Raw genomic sequence first — 17043 nt, 5'->3', positions numbered from 1 at the left:
ACTACGGTGAAATTGAAAAAGATTTTGGGCGTAGGTTTGGCAGGCCAGATGCCAGATGCCAGATGCCATGCATGGTAGCGCATTTCGATAATCCTGTCAAGTAATTTATTGTTTTATTTTAATTTTTATAATTATCCGCTCAACTAATGAGCTTTTCCTTGCTTTGAAAGCGCTCAAATTATAGCCGATTGATTGATAATGCGCCAGTTTTTTGTTAAATATTCGTAAAGTTTTGTTAAGTTGATAAGGTTGAGCTTTTGGTGGCGTGTTTTGGGGAGTGGTTTTGGTGGTGTTTTGAATAAAAACCGCAAAATAAAAACTTCAATAAAATCAATACCTTTCCTGACCACTTTTTGGAGTAATTTTTAAATAAACCTTTCATCAAAACAAAAAGCAAAGTATTAACGAAAAAAACACAATTTATTTGAGCAATGTATCACAAATCTAGAACGTCAAATAACCAATTGTTTTATTAAAATATACTCTGTAACTATCGTGATAGTTACCAAGACAATATTATGCAAGATTTGGGATTTTCATTACTAGAATTATTAATAACCATCTGTATTAGCGCTATTTTAACCGCTATTGGCATTCAACATTGGAAAGAGCAACAACTTCGAAATGAGTTGGTATCCACAACTAAGCAGTTGGCTTATTTTATCTACGAAGTTCAAATAAAGGCTTCGAGCAAAAACGAAAATTATATTATCCATCAATTTACATCTCCTTGGTGCATCACAATTACTCACGATGAAAAACCTTCCTCATGCAATGAGGGCGTACTTTATTTTATGAAACCAGACAATTCTGTTGAAATTAGTGAACTATCAAACAATAAAAATGCTTTGATTGTAGGTCGCCGTAATTTAGCTCAAACAATGTCTTTTCAATTAAAAAATAAAATAGGCACCAGCAAGGTTCTCGTTTCTTTGCTTGGGCGAATTCGTTTTTGTGCAGAAAACAGTTATATAACAGGTTTACCACCATGTTAAAAATGTCTGGATTTTCCTTATTTGAAATGCTTATTAGTGTAATTTTATCTAGCCTTATTGTTATGGGAATGACATCTTTTTATATTCAATTGCAAACAAGTATCATGAAATATTACCAAAAGACACGCCTACAGCAAGCTATCGATCTTGGATTAGCTGGCATGAAAAAGGATATAAAACGAGCAGGTTTTATTGCTAACGATCCAAAAAAAATGACTGCCAAAGCAATTGAAATTAATGAAAAGATAAAATGTATTATCATTCGATATGACAGTGAAATCCGCAATTCTTGGGTTTGGAACATAGAGACCCCCATGAAGTCAGATGTTTTTACCTACCGTTATAAAGAAAATAATATAGCTTATAGAACAGGGTCATTAAACTGTTTTGGAAACAAGTGGGAAAACTTATTCGATTCAAACGAAATCAAAGTCACCTACTTTGCAATAAAACAGCTACCTGATGCAATTAGGTTATCAATTACGGCTGAATTGAGGAAAAACAAGCAAATTCAATATCACACAACTGAAATCATCAAAAATGAAAACCGATTTTAACCCAATGCCCGTCCAGTCAGGATTTAGCACGATTATGATGGTGATTATTTTGATGGTTGTGGGATCAGTGCTATTAATTGGCTTCAATCTACTTATTTACTCGTGGCAAAAAGCCATCTTAATGGAAAGCCAATACTATCAGCGATTTAATCAGGCTAATTCGTCTTTAACTTGGGCAATAACCCAAAATTGGCCAACACCAAAAGCCAATTGGCATTGTTTGACCGAACCTACTTATCAACTAAAAGCCTGTATAAAACAATCTTTATTAAAAGTCGATGAATATGTATTAGTCCGCGGCGAAGCCAAAGAGGAAGATTTCTATTTATATACACTTGCACATTTTGATAATAATCGATTAATTGTTGAAAAAGGACATTGGCTCGATTATTGCCCAGAAAAAAGGGCTATTTATTGTGAATAATAAAAATATAGCTGGCTTTAGTTTGATTGAAGTTATGATAGCAACGCTACTATTTTCAATTATTATGCTGGGATTTATTAACTACCAACAAGCGTTGTTCAATAAACACCATTACTTTGCAAACTATTTGCGCGCCAATAAAATTGCTTTTCAGCTACTTGATAACTATCCCTATACCACCAATCACATTATCCCTTCTGGTTGGCGTTATACGATCACCAGTAAAAGATATAATGCCCAGTGTAAAATGGTGGTAATAACGGTTAGTGCACCCAATAAACAAGTCGCCAAACAGCAACGTTTTTTTTGTGATTCACATTGATATTTAAGAGTTAAATATCATTTAGTCGCCTAACCAGTTATGTAAAAGTTGTAAAAGTTGCTGCGTTTTTTCAAAATGAACATTATGCCCAGCCCCTTCAACCACTTCGACTTTTGCATTAGGAAACTGCTCAAAAATAGCTTGATAAGCCTGATTGGTGATATAAGGTGAATTGCCACCACGTATAAATAACGTCGGTTTTAACCAAGGTGAAATCGCTTGCCAATCACAAATATGACCATACTGTTCGTTAATGGCTTGAATATTAAACAACCAATGTTCATTTTTAAACGATTTTAATAAAAAAAGAATGATTGCATCATCAATGCCTTCTTGTCGCATTAAATCCATGATCTGTTTTTTGTCGGTGATCTGGTTCGCAAGGCAATAAGTTAATACTCTTAGAATGATAACATTGGCTGAGCGCTGATATTTTATAGGAGCAATATCTATTACCACCATTTTTTCGATCGAATCAGAGATCACTTGCGACAATTGCAAAGCAACCTTGCCCCCCATTGAGTGGCCAATTAAAATCATATTTTTTAATTGTAAATCATGACAAAGTTCGGCCACATCTTCGGCCATGGATTGATAGTCCATCTTATCAGACCATGGCGAATGTCCATGGTTACGCAAATCAACTTGCACTGTTTGATAATGTTGCATAAAATCCTTTGCTAGCATATTTAAATTATCTAAACTGCCAAATACACCATGTAAAAACACGATCGGCTGTCCATCGCCCTGCAATTTATAGTTTAATTTCATACTCTAATTATACCCATTATTTTAAGTGGCACTATTATACGTCTATTTTCAATGTCATCACCGATTAATTCGATAACCATAATTTGTATAACTATGATAGAATTTAGCACTAATTTTTTAAAAAGTGTTAAGCCATATGTTTCAAAATAACCCTTTACTTGCACAATTAAAACAAGAACTCCATGAACAAACACCTCGAGTTGAAGGCATTGTTCGAGCTCATGAAAAAGGATTTGGTTTTTTAGATACCGATAATAAGAAAAGCTATTTCATCCCTGTTGCTAAAATGAAAACAGTTTGTCATGGCGATAAAGTCTCAGGGTCAATCATCACAAATAACGATAAAGAATCTTTTGATCCCGAATTATTAATCGAAAGTGCATTACAAAAATTCATTGGCAAAATAGGATTTCAAGATCGTGCAATGGTTATTTACCTTGAAAACATGCCTGCTAATTTTGCTATTCGCTGCAAAATAAACGAGCAAGTGAATGAAAAGCTAAAGGAAGGTGATTGGGTTGTTGCAACGCTGGTTTCTCACCCTTTACAAAAAGAAAGTAAACATTTCTTTGCCGAAGTGACTCGTTTTGTTGCTGACGGTAATTCACCTTATCAACTTTGGTTAAAAACCTTAGCACGCTATGATTTAGAAACCCATGCTCCACAAGCCGAAGCATTAACCATTAACGATGCAGAACTTGATAACCGTCAAGATTTAACCGATGTACACTTTTTTACTATCGATAGTGAAAATACTGAAGATATGGATGATGCCATTGCGGTTTCTAAAGATGAACACGGCTATTATCAATTAATGGTAGCTATTGCAGATCCTACCGCTTATATACTACAAAATAGCGAACTTGATAATATTGCCAAAGCTAGGAATTTCACCACTTATTTACCTGATTTTAATATCCCAATGCTACCCGAAGCGCTTGCCAATGAACTATGCTCATTAAAAGCCAATGAAAAACGCCCAGCAATGATATGTAAAATGTGCATAGACAACGCTGGCAATATCATTGCTGATGATACAACCTTTATGCCTGCTTGGATCGAATCAAAAGCGAAGCTAGCTTATAATAATGTTTCTGATTTTTTAGAAAATAATGGCGAATTAGCAACAAATGACCCCACTATTAAACAACAACTTATCTGGTTAGCTGACTTAGCTAAAATCCGCATCACATGGCGACAAACCCATGCATTGCTTTTTAAAGATAATGGTGATTATCGTTTTGAACTGGATGAGAACCGCCAAGTTAAATCCATAATTAAAGAGACTCGTCGAATTGCCAATCATATCGTAGAAGAGGTCATGGTTATCGCTAATCTCGCTTTAACTTTACAATTACAAACTAAAATTGGTTTTGGCATTTTTAATATTCATTCAGGTTTTGATAATAAATATATCGAACAAGCCATAAAATTTTTAAACGATAATGGAATAACTGAGTTTGATAAAGAGTCACTCTTATCTTTTGATGGTTATGTAAAATTGCGACGAATGATCGACAATGAGCCATTTCTAGCCGCCAAACTTCGCAAGTTCCAAAGCCCTGCAGATTTTTCGACTGAACCACAACCACATTTTGGTTTAGGATTTGAAGCCTATGCAACATGGACATCACCAATACGCAAATATGGCGATATGGTCAACCACCGATTAATCAAAGCGTATATCCGTTCACAAGAATTAACCTCGCCTGATAAAGAGCAACTAAAAAGCATGAATGAGAGGCGTAAAATGTTACGCTTTGCTGAACGCGATATGGCTGAAAATCTTTATGCTCAATACTTATCAGATAAAATCGATGAAACTTACTCCGCTGAAATTATTGATATTAATCGTGGCGGAGCTCGCGTTCGTTTATGTGATATAGGTGCTTTTGCTTTTGTACCGCTTTCAATGATTCATTCTGTCAAAGAGGAAATTGCTTCTTTCCCCGATGAAGGCGTTATCAAAATTAAAGGTGAAAGCTGCTATAAACTTGCCGATATAATTTCCGTTGTTATTCGCCAAATTAAAAGCGAAAATCAATCAATCATTGCAAAATTTGCCGATGACAACAAAGAATAAAACAAGTTTATTTTTGCTTGGATTTATTACTTTTATTATCTCTACTTGCCCCATTATAAATCAGGGGCAAGTCAAACAAAAATTAACAACATTTATTTAATCTTTCCCCTTTTTTTTATTAAAAATATCTGCTATCTTTCACTGCTCAAAATGACAAATATTGATTTTTAAATCAACAACAACTTGGGAGGCCCATAATGTCAATTCATGGACATGAAGTTTTGCATATGATGGATGGAAACAATTACACAGAAGCTTCCTTACTTAACGCTATCAATGACAAATTTGGTACCGATGCAAAATTTCATACTTGCTCTCAATCTGACATGAGTGCAGGACAACTCATCGCTTTTTTAAAAGCAAAGGGCAAATTTAAACCTTCTGTTGCTCATAAATATGAATTTACAGTAGATAATAAAAAAATATGTAAACATTAGAAAAAAAAGCATATGATAGTGTGCTTTTTTATAAATGTGATTTAATCTGCTAGTGTTTTTAAAACAATAAGAGTATATAATTTTGCGCTACAGCAATAATCCATTGTTACTAATAACATAATGCGATTAAATTAGCAGTACAGTTATTCACTTTAAAATTACATACACTCAAGAATACGTTCATGGAATTTGATAAATGAAAGTAAGTAATATCCTTATATGCGCCATCGTTTCTATTCTTGTCGCAAGTTGTGCTAAAAAGATTTCACCAACTAAAAGTAAAGAAGCGATTTCAGAGGCAGAACAGATATCTTTGTTAAAAGAACAAGCTGAAGCAAACAACCCTTACGTTGTTACAGCTAAAAATCAATTGCTTCAACTTATTGGTAGTAAAAACTTCGATAATTATGTTACCAAACACGGTATTTTAAATTGTGAAGGTGATAATAACCGATCATCTTGTGTATTGAGTTTCTATTTGAACGAATATTATAAATTAAATTATGATATGAAACTCAAAAAAGTAATTGAAGAAAACCAAGCGCAACTTGATATTGAGTTAAGCAAAATAAGAGCAACTGAATCGAATATTAAAAACTATTGTCAATCCTCGGCAGATTTTATTGCAGCAATTTATACAAAAGATACAGCTAAAATAAACCAATATTTTCAACCGAAATTTAGAATGTCTGTGCAAGATATATTATCCTTACAAGCAAAAATTTCCAAAGATAACTATTCTCAATTCCTGATCGAAGAAAACCCGAGTATTCTTCAAGAAATAAAAGTAGATTATGTTGAAAAGTGTTTGAATAATCCAAAAGATAATATTATCAATTACTTTAATATTTTTAGATAATAATGCGAGTCTTTATGTACAATTTATTACCCAATAATTCGTTTAATAAAATACTAATTTGCAAGGTGCTTTGTGTGGCTTGCGTTTCTTGCATTAGTTTTTCTTCATGGGCTTTTTCGTTTGACGATGTGGTTGCAAAAGCCGAAAAATTATCCAAAAAAGCCTATGTTCAGCCATCTAAAAACATTCCCAATGAATTGGCATCTTTACAATTTGCTGATTATCAGAAAATTCTATTCAATCATCAAAAAGCCTATTGGGGTGATCAAAAAAGCCGTTTCAAGCTTGAGTTTTATCATGAAGGCATGTACTTTGATGTTCCAATCAAAATCAATGAAATCGTCAATAATCAAGTTAACGAAATAAAATATGATCCAAGTTATTTTGATTTAAGCCCACTCAACCTTAATAAGATTAATAGTAAAGACCTTGGTTTTGCTGGTTTTAAAGTTCATTATCCAATTAATAACCCAACAAAAACTGACGATGAAATATTCTCAGCACTGGGGGGCAGTTATTTTCGTGCAGTAGGTAAAGAACAGCGCTATGGCCTTTCCGCTAGAGGTCTTGCCATTGATACTGGCGAAATGTCGGGTGAAGAGTTTCCACGTTTTAAAGAGTATTGGATTGAAAGACCAGAAGCCAACCAAAAACATTTAGTTATCTATGCGCTACTTGACTCACCAAGTGTGGCAGGTGCTTATAAAATAACACTTGTACCAAGTGTTGATACCACAATCACAGTGCAAGCGAAAGTATTCTTCCGCGATTCAGTAAAAAAATTAGGCATTGCACCATTAACCAGTATGTTTTTATTTGGTCCAAACCAACCATCGCCTTTATTAAACTACCGCCCTGCAATGCACGATTCTAATGGACTATCTATTTTAGCCAACAATAACGAATGGATCTGGCGCCCATTAAATAATCCTAAGCGTTTATCATTTTCATCATATAGCTTAGAAAACCCAAAAGCTTTCGGTTTAATTCAACGCGATAACGGTTTTGAAGATTATCAAGATCTGGATGATCAGTACGAAAAACGACCAAGCGTTTGGACCGAAATTTTAGGTGATTGGCACAAAGGACGCGTTGAATTAGTTGAAATCCCAACTGCTGATGAAACTAACGACAATATTGTTACTTTTTGGGTACCAGAAAAACAATATAAAGCTGGTGATATACTTGATATTAAATATCGATTACATTATTCGTTAAATGAAAAACAACGCTATCCTAATGATGTAGCAAGAGCAGTTAGTACTCGTTTATCACTAGGTGATATAAAACAAGCCAATTTAATTCGTAAACTTGATGGTTCTAATGCATATGTGATCGACTTTGCGGGTCCTGAATTATCAGAAACAGCACCAGTCAAAGTGATTTCAAGCATAAGCAATGGCACTATCTTAAGTTCTGACGTGCAATACAATTCAGAAATTAAAGGCTGGCGAGTTATTGTTCGATTTAACATTGAAGATAACAAAAAAGCGAGTGACATACGCGTACAACTAGCTTCTCAAGCAACCAATAAAGTCATTTCTGAAACGTGGAGTGGGCAATATCCCGCACAATAATCATTATAATAATATGATAAAAATATGAAAAAAGATTACTTTGCAAATCTTTCTGACGCCGAAGTTTGGCGTCAGAAATCTGAAAACAATGCAATACCACCTGACGATGTCGATTTTTTAAAATATCGTTTAAATCAAGTTGGTGATACTTCCTCTTTTATTGATGATCGAAGGCAACAGCCAAGTTATCCTGAAGTTGATCGTGTTTCGATTCAACCACAAATCTGGAATCAACGTTATACAGCCAAATCAAAACATGGCATAAATATTCTTGCCATCATTCGGCGCTTTATTATGTTTGCACTTATTTCCATACAAACATATTATGGAACCATTTATCTTGCGTCTTTATTACCTTATCAAAGTTGGCAAAAAATCAATTTTATAGCAAATTGGGATATCAATCCTGAATTAGCTATTTACAGCATAATCCCTTATATTATCCAAGGTGCGATTATTACCTTATTTGCTATTTTGTTTTTCTGGATTTCGATTGGTTTTTGGACCAGCATAATGGGACTAATATTGGCTGTAATGGGAAAAGACCGTTACACTATTTCTATTCCTAATGACCCTGCATCACATATTGACACTAAGCATCGAACCGCACTTGTTATGCCAATTTGTAATGAAGACGTTGCTCGGGTATTTGCTGGATTACAAGCAACTTATCAGTCCCTAGTTGAAACAGGCCACGCCGCTTGCTGTGATTTTTATATTTTAAGTGATACCAATGATCCCGATCTTTATGTGAACGAACTTAAAGCATGGGCAGAATTTAATGCAGCAAAACAACAAAATGGCTGCAATGTTTTTTATCGCCACCGCAAACGCCGAGTCAAACGTAAAAGCGGTAATATTGATGATTTTTGCCGCCGTTGGGGGCATCAGTACGAATACATGATGATCCTTGATGCCGACAGTATTATGACTAGTGACTGTATTTTAAAGATGATTGCCATGATGGAAATGACTCCAAAAGCAGGCATTTTACAATCTCCCCCAAAATCAGTCAGAATGACTACGCTTTACGGACGTATTCAACAATTTGCCAACCAAATTTATAGTGACATCTTCTGCTCTGGCACTCATTTTTGGCAACTAAGCGAAGCACAATATTGGGGACACAATGCAATGATTCGTTTAAAACCTTTTATTGAACATTGCATATTATCACCACTTCAAAAACGTAAAGGGCCAATTCATATCTTATCGCATGACCTAGTCGAAGCAACACTTATGCGTCGTGCTGGCTATGGCGTTTGGATTGCATATAATATGAACGGCAGTTATGAAGAGCTACCTGGTAATATGATTGAAGATCTAAAACGCGATAATCGTTGGTGTATGGGGAACTTAATTAATTTAAGATTAATCTTCAAAAGTGGTATTAAATTGACCCATCGCATAATGTTTGCAACCAGTGGCATGGCTTATATTTCGTCATTATTGTGGCTAGTGTTTTTAATATTCTCAACACTATTATTATTGGTGTTTAATATTTCTGAACCTCAATATTTCTTCCAACCTAACCAGTTTTATCCAACTTGGCCAAGGTGGGATGAGCAATTGGCCATACAGCTACTCTCAACTACGATGGTTTTATTGTTTGCACCTAAGTTTTTCAGCTATGGCATTATTATAGCTAGAACAGGTGCAAAAGATGTTGGTGGTATATTTAAGTTAACCCTATCAATCTTTATTGAAATGATTTGGTCAATGATCTTAGCGCCAATACGCATGATCTTCCATAGTAAATTTGTACTTAAAGCATGGATGGGCAGCAAAATTCAATGGAAATCACCATCTCGAAGTGACGATGCGCTAACATGGGGTGAATCCTTTTATTTTTGTTGGCCACTATCGTTGTTAGGTATTGTGTGGTTATGGGTGATTATCTGGTTAAATCCGCAATTTACTTATTGGTATATTGCCATATTGATACCTTTAACTATTTCGCCTTTAGTCATTCGAATATCAGGACTTTCAAGCATTGGTATGAAAGCAAAAAAAGCAGGGTTATTTTTAACGCCAGAAGAAACTCACCCCGCAAAAGCAATCACACTTACGGGTGAATATTTAGTTAAAACTGAAGCGGCATTTATTGAAAATGGCTTTGTTATGGCGTTGGTCGATCCTGTCTATAATGCACTTGCGTGTGCATTATCGACTTCACGACATCAAGTAAACACTAAAAACCAACAAAAACGCCATGAGCTTATTACGCAATATCAACAAATAGATTTAGAAAAAATCAGTAAAGAAAAGCAGTTAGCCATTTTAGAAGATCCCATTATTCTTTCCGCATTACATCGTCATATATGGCAACAGCAAGAAAAATACGACAATCTATTCACTTTATGGCAAAATGAACGCCAGCAATAAAAAATAGGGCTTTGGCCCTATTTTTCTTTTTTAGTAAATAATCAAATTCCATGGATATTTTTTATGACTTGGCAACCTTCTGCATCTATCAATAATTTACTTAAGCGCGCAAAAATTGTTTCTCAAGTACGTCAATTTTTTGCTGATCGCTGTATTTTAGAGGTTGAAACACCTACCTTAAGCCAATATGCAGTAACAGACGTGCATTTAAGCTCTTTTCACACTAAATTCTTAAAACCTGGGGAGCTCGAAGAGCAACAAGGGCAACAAATGTCATTAATTACTAGCCCAGAATATCATATGAAACGCTTACTTTCTGCCGGCAGTGGTCCTATTTATCAAATATGTAAATGTTTTCGTAATCATGAAGAAGTCAGCCGTTACCATAATCCTGAATTCACCATGCTCGAATGGTATCGAATCCAATTTGATATGATGCAAATGATCAATGAAGTTGATGACTTGCTACAAACTATTTTAGATTGTGAATCTGCTGAACGAATTTCTTATCAAAAGGTATTTCAACGTCATTTGAATATTGACCCTTTAGAAGCGGATCATGCAACTTTAGTCAATGCCGCAAATCAACTCGATATAGGACTTAATACAGACAATTACGATAAAGATGGATTACTCCAATGCTTGTTCACTTTTGGCGTTGAACCGCATATTGGTCAAGATAAACCTATTGCCGTATTTAACTTCCCGGCATCACAAGCTGCATTAGCTGCCATTAGTTCCGAAGATCATCGGGTAGCGAGCCGTTTCGAGTTCTATTACAAAGGTGTTGAACTTGCTAATGGTTTTAAAGAACTAACTAATGCTCAAGAACAACGAATGCGTTTTGAACAAAATAATTTAGATCGCGAAAATCAAAACTTACCGGCACAAAATATTGACATTGAGTTACTCGCCGCCATGGAAGCAGGTCTACCTGACTGTGCGGGTGTTGCCGTAGGATTAGATCGTTTAATTATGCTTGCTCTAGAGTGCAAAAGTTTAGATGAAGTGATGTCATTTACATTTGAAAGGGCTTAATTATGTTCAATGATTTAGGATTAGCCGAATGGATTGCAATTATTATTGGTATTACAGCCCTAATTTTATTAGTGTTAGCGATAAAATATCAACTAACAATTAATAATTTACATCAATTATTTGAGCTACAACTGATTCAAAAAAAGGAAGAAAACCAATCCTTAACAATTCAAATAAAACAGCTGGAGCATGAGTTAGATCAGTACCAACAACAGAATCTAGCGCAAAATGTCAAAATTAGTGAACTCAAAACGCGTTTAGAAGAAACGTTAAGTGCCACACAAGAACGGCAAACGATATTAGAACAGAGTGAACAACGGCTTACGACCCAATTTGAGAACCTTGCCAATCGTATTTTTGAACAAAGTGGCAAAAAGATTGAGCAACAAAATAAACAAAGTCTTGATTTTTTACTTTCGCCGCTCAAAGAACAGCTAGAAGGCTTCAAAAAACAAGTACAAGATAGTTTTGGTCAAGAAGCCAAAGAACGCCACACACTCACGCATGAAATTCGTAACTTGCAACAGCTAAATCAGCAAATGAGCAAAGAAGCAACCAACCTAACTAATGCGCTAAAAGGTAATAACAAAACCCAAGGGAACTGGGGTGAATTTATCCTAAGCCAAATTCTAGAAAATTCAGGATTACGTTCAGGTTATGAATACGAAACTCAGGTCAATTTAACAAACGAAAGTAATCAGCGATTACAACCCGATGTCATTGTTCACTTACCTCAAGGGGGAGATGTCGTTATTGATTCAAAAGTAACTTTAGTTGCCTATGAGCGCCATTTTAATAGTGATGATGAAACGATTAAAGCGAAAGCGATGACCGAACATTTAGCGGCTGTTCGTAACCACTTAAAGCAACTCAGCCAAAAAGATTATCATAAACTCATTGGCATTAATTCATTAGATTATATTTTGATGTTTATTCCTGTCGAGCCCGCATTTTTAAGCGCAATCGATAATGATCCAGCATTAATCAATGATGCCTTAAGAAGCAATATTATGATAGTCAGCCCAACCACATTGCTAGTTGCGTTACGGACAATTCATAATTTATGGCGATTTGAATATCAAAATCGTAATGCAGAGCTAATTGCAGATAGGGCAAGTAAACTGTACGACAAAATGCGTGGCTTTGTTGAAGATATGGAAAACCTTGGTAGTTGTTTAGACAAAGCTCAACAAACCTATCAAAATTCCATGAACAAATTATCAAAAGGTCGTGGTAACGTAATTGGGCAAATTGAACGATTTCGTGAAATGGGTATTGAAGTTAAAAAACCGATTAACCCAGATATTACCTTATTATCAATGGACGAATTGAATAACGAAGATGAGCATGAATCAACAAGTTAGCTAAATTAACTAAATCAAAGGTTAACAAGCATTAACATCTATTGCGCGGTTATAAATAAGTAAAAGCTATGATTCACGATTATTTGAAATAAGTGTATACTCATCAAACGTAAAGAGGAATTGAAGATGGCCAAAACACAAGACAAAGAACCGAGTTTCGAAGACACACTAAAGCAACTCGAAACCATCGTAGCTCAACTAGAAAATGGTGATTTACCATTAGATGAAGCACTAAATGAATTTGAAAAAGGAATTAAATTAGCAAAAGCAGGACAAAAACAGTTACAACAAGCCGAGCAACGTATTCAGATTTTATTGTCTGAAAATAGTGATGCCGAATTGTCAGAATTCTTAATTGATGATAATGAATAGTTTAAAACCATTACAAGAACGAATCGACTCGTTTTTAACTACCTATATTTCGGAAATGGAGGCATCCAAACTCCAACAAGCAATGGCTTACAGCTTGCTGGCCGGCGGCAAACGGATTCGACCTATTTTAGTCTATTTAACAGGGCAAATGTTCAATTGCCCGCTTTCTAAATTAGACGAAGCGGCTGCAGCAATTGAATGCATTCATACTTATTCATTAATTCATGACGACCTACCCGCCATGGATAATGACGATTTACGTCGGGGTAAACCAACCTGCCATATCCAATTTGGTGAAGATCAAGCAATATTGGCTGGTGATGCTTTGCAAACTCTAGCGTTTTCATTACTAGCAAAAAGCGAATTAATTGATGCTAATACTAAAATTAATATGATAAACGAACTTGCCCATGCCAGCGGTGTTACCGGAATGTGCCTTGGTCAATCATTAGATTTACAGGCCACACATCAGCAGATAGACCTTGAACATTTGCAAAAAATCCATTGTTATAAAACTGGTGCTTTAATCAAAGCGTCTGTTCGTTTAGGTGCTTTTGCTTGTAGTGAAATAGCCAAACCATACCACCTAATGCTCGATCACTATGCCGAGGCAATTGGACTGGCGTTTCAAATCCAAGATGATATTTTAGATGTCATTGGCGAGCAATCTATTATGGGAAAACCACAAGGTTCAGATCTTGCTCATGAAAAAAGCACATACCCAGCATTAATTGGACTAGATAACGCAATAAAACTCACTGAACAACTTTATCAACAAGCTATCGATAGTCTAAAACAAATACCCTATAATAGTCAGCCATTGCAGAATCTTGCTGGTTTTATTATTAATCGAAATAGTTAACAACTAACTAAAAGATAACATTATATAATGAATTTAGATAATTACCCTTTGTTAAAACAAATAAACTCGCCCGAGGATCTAAGACGTTTTCCTCAGTCACAGTTATCGGCGATTTGCCACGAGCTTAGGCAATATTTGTTAGCATGTGTTAGTCAATCAAGTGGACATTTAGCATCGGGGTTAGGCGTAGTTGAATTAACCGCAGCGTTACATTATGTTTATCACACGCCGTTTGATAAAATCATCTGGGATGTAGGACACCAAGCCTACCCCCACAAGATATTAACTGGTCGTCGCGATCAGATGCTTTCTATCCGCCAAAAAGGTGGGTTACACCCATTTCCTCATCGTAATGAAAGCGAATATGATGTGCTAACCACAGGACATTCTTCGACCTCGATTAGTGCGGCGCTTGGAATTGCAATTAGTGAACAAAAAAAACAATCGGGACAAAAAATAGCGGCCATTATTGGCGATGGCGCTTTAACAGCAGGTATGGCATTTGAAGCGATGAATCATGCTGGTCATGTTAAACCTGATATGCTAGTGATTGTTAACGACAATGACATGTCGATTTCAGCAAATACCGGCGCACTAAACCAACATCTTACTCAAATCTTATCAAGTAGAGCCTATACGTCTTTTCGGGAAAGTGGCAAACGTGTATTAGCAAATATTCCGCCATTAAAAGAACTGATTAAAAAGACTGAAGAACACTTAAAAGGCTTAGTCACACCCGCGATCTTATTTGAAGAGCTTGGTTTTAATTATATAGGTCCTATTGACGGACATGACGTTGATAGTCTGGTCTCAACTTTACAGAAAGTTCGCCAGCTAAAAGGACCACAGCTACTTCATGTGATTACACAAAAAGGCAAAGGTTATGCACCAGCTGAAAAAGACCCCACTCTATGGCATGGTGTACCTAAATTTAACCCTAATGATGGCATATTACCTATCGCTAAAAAAGCAATCCCAACATATTCGCAAGTTTTTGGAGATTGGCTCTGCGAAATAGCGCAAAATGATAAGCGTTTAATGGCAATAACCCCAGCAATGAGTGAAGGTTCAGGTATGACAAAATTTGCCAATCTTTATCCTGACCAATTTTTTGATGTTGCAATAGCCGAACAACATGCTGTTACCCTAGCTGCTGGATTTGCAATTAGTGACTTAAAGCCTGTTGTAGCTATTTACTCAACTTTTTTGCAACGAGCTTACGATCAAGTTATCCATGATGTTGCCATCCAAAACCTACCAGTATTATTTGCCATCGATCGCGCTGGCATCGTAGGTGCTGATGGCGAAACACATCAAGGTGCATTTGACTTAAGTTATCTACGCTGCGTACCCAATATGGTCATCATGACCCCAAGTGATGAAAACGAATGCCGACAAATGCTCTACACCGGCTACTTACATAATGGACCAGCAGCAGTACGTTACCCACGAGGTGAAGGTACAGGCACACAACTCATGCCATTAACCACAATTCCGCTAGGTCAATCTAAATTATGTCGACAAGGAAAAAATATCGCTTTACTTAATTTTGGCACTTTGCTTCCAGAAGTTTTACAAGCAGCAGAACAAATTAATGCTACAGTCATTGATATGCGTTTTGTTAAACCACTGGATAAAAAAGTCCTTTTGCACATTAGCCAAACTCATAATATACTTGTCACCATTGAAGAAAACAGTATCAAAGGCGGAGCAGGTAGCGGCGTCGGTGAATACTTATTATCGAAAAAAATAAAATGTGATATTTTAAATATTGGACTTCCCGATAAGTTTATTTCGCAAGGTGCTCAAAGCGAAATAAGACAAGAGCTGGGATTAGATCACAAACACATTATCGATAAAATTAATAATTTTATGAATCAATAGGTTAAACATGGAAACTCAAGCTGTCACTATTCAAATTTTTGGACGAACATTAAAGTTCAATTGTCCTGTTGATGAAGTCAACGCACTTAATCGTGCTGCAAAAGATTTAGATGCGCGCTTAACAAATTTACGAGAAAAGTCCCCTCAGGTTGGCAGTGATCAGCTTATTATGACGGCTGCGCTAAATATTTCTTACGAACTGACAAAAGAAAAAGAACGAAGTAACGAATTTGGCGATCGACTAAAAATGTTACAACAATTACTTGATTCTGCCCTAAATACCAACAATTAACTATTTAAATTGTAAATTTAATACAAATGGCATTGTATGATCTGGTAAATTTTGTATTATGTAATTAACTCTGAGATGATCGCGATATGGGTTAGTCCCCTGAGCCGATAATCTTATCTTAAGAACGGAGTGATTTTTAATTGGTGAGTATGCCTTACTTGTAAGGAAACCTAAAAATTAAAACACGATGTTCACCTTGAACCGTGGGTTCAAGGGTTACGACCCTAACGACATCTTGGAGCTTCCTTTCGACCTTGCAACAACAGTGAAAACTGATGAATATTAGGCAAATTATACGTCAAAAAAGACGACAATTATCTCCCAATGAACGTGACATTGCGCAACAAGCTATATATCAAAAAATTGCTCGTCACCAAGCGATTAACACTGCAAAAAATATCGCCATATTTTTATCATTCGATGGCGAAGTTGAAACAAAACCCATTATAGAATATTTATGGCAACAAAATAAATCTGTCTATTTACCCATTATCCACCCTTTTGTCTCAACACATTTACTCTTCTTAAAATACACTAGCCAAACCCGACTTATTAAAAATAAATTTGGTATATTAGAACCAGAATTAAACGTATTAAACGTACTGCCTAACGACCAACTTGATATCGTCTTTACTCCGTTAGTTGCTTTTGATCAACGTGGTTATCGTATGGGTATGGGCGGTGGATTTTACGACCGATTGCTAGCAAATTATCAATCAAAAAAAATCTTACCTATTGGGCTTGCTTTTGCTTGTCAAAAGGTACAACATATTGATAACAAACCTTGGGACGTCAGACTGCCCGAAATTATTTATGCTTAA

At 35.7% G+C, this 17043-nt stretch carries 17 protein-coding genes and 1 other RNA gene; 17 read left to right on the top strand and 1 reads right to left on the bottom strand.

The genetic code is table 11. The annotated features are described in order from the left end of the window. Positions 1–518: 518 nt before the first annotated feature. From ACYIAJ_RS10090 to ACYIAJ_RS10075, 4 genes are read left to right on the top strand one after another with little or no spacing between them, the layout of a single operon-like run. Positions 519–995 carry a prepilin-type N-terminal cleavage/methylation domain-containing protein gene (locus ACYIAJ_RS10090; protein WP_483564738.1) on the top strand — a complete coding sequence of 159 codons (477 nt, stop codon included), beginning with the start codon at positions 519–521 and terminating at the stop codon, positions 993–995. Next, positions 989–1552 carry a prepilin peptidase-dependent protein gene (locus ACYIAJ_RS10085; protein WP_483558954.1) on the top strand — a complete coding sequence of 188 codons (564 nt, stop codon included), beginning with the start codon at positions 989–991 and terminating at the stop codon, positions 1550–1552. Before ACYIAJ_RS10090 ends, ACYIAJ_RS10085 begins: the two co-directional genes overlap by 7 nt. Next, positions 1536–1976, top strand: coding sequence for a DUF2509 family protein (locus ACYIAJ_RS10080; protein WP_483558956.1), 441 nt, complete (start codon positions 1536–1538; stop codon positions 1974–1976). The genes ACYIAJ_RS10085 and ACYIAJ_RS10080 overlap by 17 nt, the downstream gene beginning before the upstream one ends. Next, on the top strand, positions 1969–2298 hold the full coding sequence (locus tag ACYIAJ_RS10075) for a type IV pilus modification PilV family protein (protein ID WP_483558958.1): 330 nt from the start codon (positions 1969–1971) through the stop codon (positions 2296–2298). The genes ACYIAJ_RS10080 and ACYIAJ_RS10075 overlap by 8 nt, the downstream gene beginning before the upstream one ends. A 21-nt stretch (positions 2299–2319) precedes the next feature. Here the strand turns inward: ACYIAJ_RS10075 and ACYIAJ_RS10070 are convergent, their stop codons facing one another. Next, positions 2320–3069 (bottom strand): alpha/beta fold hydrolase, encoded by a 750-nt coding sequence (locus tag ACYIAJ_RS10070; RefSeq protein ID WP_483564737.1) that lies wholly within the window; start codon positions 3067–3069, stop codon positions 2320–2322. Between the two features lie 136 nt (positions 3070–3205). Here ACYIAJ_RS10070 and ACYIAJ_RS10065 point away from each other — a divergent pair, with 136 nt between their 5' ends. The 13 genes from ACYIAJ_RS10065 (at position 3206) to ACYIAJ_RS10005 (ending at position 17043) form a co-directional block, all read left to right on the top strand. Beyond that, a complete protein-coding gene (locus ACYIAJ_RS10065) occupies positions 3206–5152 on the top strand; it encodes an exoribonuclease II (RefSeq protein ID WP_483564736.1) in 1947 nt (648 codons plus the stop codon). A 194-nt stretch (positions 5153–5346) separates the two neighbouring features. Then, positions 5347–5589 carry a YecH family metal-binding protein gene (locus tag ACYIAJ_RS10060; RefSeq protein ID WP_483559012.1) on the top strand — a complete coding sequence of 81 codons (243 nt, stop codon included), beginning with the start codon at positions 5347–5349 and terminating at the stop codon, positions 5587–5589. A 196-nt stretch (positions 5590–5785) separates the two neighbouring features. After that, a complete protein-coding gene (locus ACYIAJ_RS10055; RefSeq protein ID WP_483558963.1) occupies positions 5786–6448 on the top strand; it encodes a hypothetical protein in 663 nt (220 codons plus the stop codon). A 14-nt stretch (positions 6449–6462) separates the two neighbouring features. Beyond that, positions 6463–8025, top strand: coding sequence for a glucan biosynthesis protein G (locus ACYIAJ_RS10050; protein ID WP_483564735.1), 1563 nt, complete (start codon positions 6463–6465; stop codon positions 8023–8025). A gap of 24 nt (positions 8026–8049) precedes the next feature. Then, complete coding sequence (gene mdoH / locus ACYIAJ_RS10045) at positions 8050–10410, top strand: glucans biosynthesis glucosyltransferase MdoH (RefSeq protein WP_483564734.1); 2361 nt, start codon at positions 8050–8052, stop codon at positions 10408–10410. A 63-nt stretch (positions 10411–10473) separates the two neighbouring features. Then, positions 10474–11448, top strand: coding sequence for an elongation factor P--(R)-beta-lysine ligase (gene epmA, locus ACYIAJ_RS10040; RefSeq protein ID WP_483564733.1), 975 nt, complete (start codon positions 10474–10476; stop codon positions 11446–11448). 2 nt (positions 11449–11450) lie between these two features. Continuing rightward, positions 11451–12812, top strand: a complete 1362-nt coding sequence (gene rmuC, locus ACYIAJ_RS10035; RefSeq protein WP_483564732.1) for a DNA recombination protein RmuC — start codon at positions 11451–11453, stop codon at positions 12810–12812. Between the two features lie 126 nt (positions 12813–12938). Then, positions 12939–13184: an exodeoxyribonuclease VII small subunit gene (xseB, locus tag ACYIAJ_RS10030; RefSeq protein ID WP_483558970.1), complete on the top strand. Its 246-nt coding sequence runs from the start codon at positions 12939–12941 to the stop codon at positions 13182–13184. Beyond that, positions 13171–14046, top strand: coding sequence for a (2E,6E)-farnesyl diphosphate synthase (gene ispA, locus ACYIAJ_RS10025; RefSeq protein WP_483564731.1), 876 nt, complete (start codon positions 13171–13173; stop codon positions 14044–14046). Before xseB ends, ispA begins: the two co-directional genes overlap by 14 nt. 27 nt (positions 14047–14073) lie before the next feature. Beyond that, on the top strand, positions 14074–15930 hold the full coding sequence (gene dxs, locus ACYIAJ_RS10020) for a 1-deoxy-D-xylulose-5-phosphate synthase (protein WP_483558972.1): 1857 nt from the start codon (positions 14074–14076) through the stop codon (positions 15928–15930). Between the two features lie 7 nt (positions 15931–15937). After that, a complete protein-coding gene (gene zapA, locus ACYIAJ_RS10015; RefSeq protein WP_483558973.1) occupies positions 15938–16222 on the top strand; it encodes a cell division protein ZapA in 285 nt (94 codons plus the stop codon). 64 nt (positions 16223–16286) lie between these two features. Next, positions 16287–16468: non-coding RNA, 6S RNA (ssrS, locus tag ACYIAJ_RS10010), on the top strand. A gap of 29 nt (positions 16469–16497) precedes the next feature. Beyond that, on the top strand, positions 16498–17043 hold the full coding sequence (locus ACYIAJ_RS10005) for a 5-formyltetrahydrofolate cyclo-ligase (RefSeq protein ID WP_483564730.1): 546 nt from the start codon (positions 16498–16500) through the stop codon (positions 17041–17043).

Source organism: Gilliamella sp. X-46, from assembly GCF_057063525.1.
The sequence above is the reverse complement of the archived record's forward strand: the minus strand, read 5'-3'. Positions and strand labels throughout refer to the sequence as shown.

What these genes read in the sequence shown, in the direction of transcription:
- ACYIAJ_RS10090 (WP_483564738.1), top strand. Translation starts at nt 519, where the DNA reads ATGCAAGATTTGGGATTTTCATTACTAGAATTATTAATAACCATCTGT.
- ACYIAJ_RS10085 (WP_483558954.1), top strand. Translation starts at nt 989, where the DNA reads ATGTTAAAAATGTCTGGATTTTCCTTATTTGAAATGCTTATTAGTGTA.
- ACYIAJ_RS10080 (WP_483558956.1), top strand. Translation starts at nt 1,536, where the DNA reads ATGAAAACCGATTTTAACCCAATGCCCGTCCAGTCAGGATTTAGCACG.
- ACYIAJ_RS10070 (WP_483564737.1), bottom strand. Translation starts at nt 3,069, where the DNA reads ATGAAATTAAACTATAAATTGCAGGGCGATGGACAGCCGATCGTGTTT.
- ACYIAJ_RS10065 (WP_483564736.1), top strand. Translation starts at nt 3,206, where the DNA reads ATGTTTCAAAATAACCCTTTACTTGCACAATTAAAACAAGAACTCCAT.
- ACYIAJ_RS10055 (WP_483558963.1), top strand. Translation starts at nt 5,786, where the DNA reads ATGAAAGTAAGTAATATCCTTATATGCGCCATCGTTTCTATTCTTGTC.
- ACYIAJ_RS10050 (WP_483564735.1), top strand. Translation starts at nt 6,463, where the DNA reads ATGTACAATTTATTACCCAATAATTCGTTTAATAAAATACTAATTTGC.
- mdoH (WP_483564734.1), top strand. Translation starts at nt 8,050, where the DNA reads ATGAAAAAAGATTACTTTGCAAATCTTTCTGACGCCGAAGTTTGGCGT.
- epmA (WP_483564733.1), top strand. Translation starts at nt 10,474, where the DNA reads ATGACTTGGCAACCTTCTGCATCTATCAATAATTTACTTAAGCGCGCA.
- rmuC (WP_483564732.1), top strand. Translation starts at nt 11,451, where the DNA reads ATGTTCAATGATTTAGGATTAGCCGAATGGATTGCAATTATTATTGGT.
- xseB (WP_483558970.1), top strand. Translation starts at nt 12,939, where the DNA reads ATGGCCAAAACACAAGACAAAGAACCGAGTTTCGAAGACACACTAAAG.
- ispA (WP_483564731.1), top strand. Translation starts at nt 13,171, where the DNA reads ATGATAATGAATAGTTTAAAACCATTACAAGAACGAATCGACTCGTTT.
- dxs (WP_483558972.1), top strand. Translation starts at nt 14,074, where the DNA reads ATGAATTTAGATAATTACCCTTTGTTAAAACAAATAAACTCGCCCGAG.
- zapA (WP_483558973.1), top strand. Translation starts at nt 15,938, where the DNA reads ATGGAAACTCAAGCTGTCACTATTCAAATTTTTGGACGAACATTAAAG.
- ACYIAJ_RS10005 (WP_483564730.1), top strand. Translation starts at nt 16,498, where the DNA reads ATGAATATTAGGCAAATTATACGTCAAAAAAGACGACAATTATCTCCC.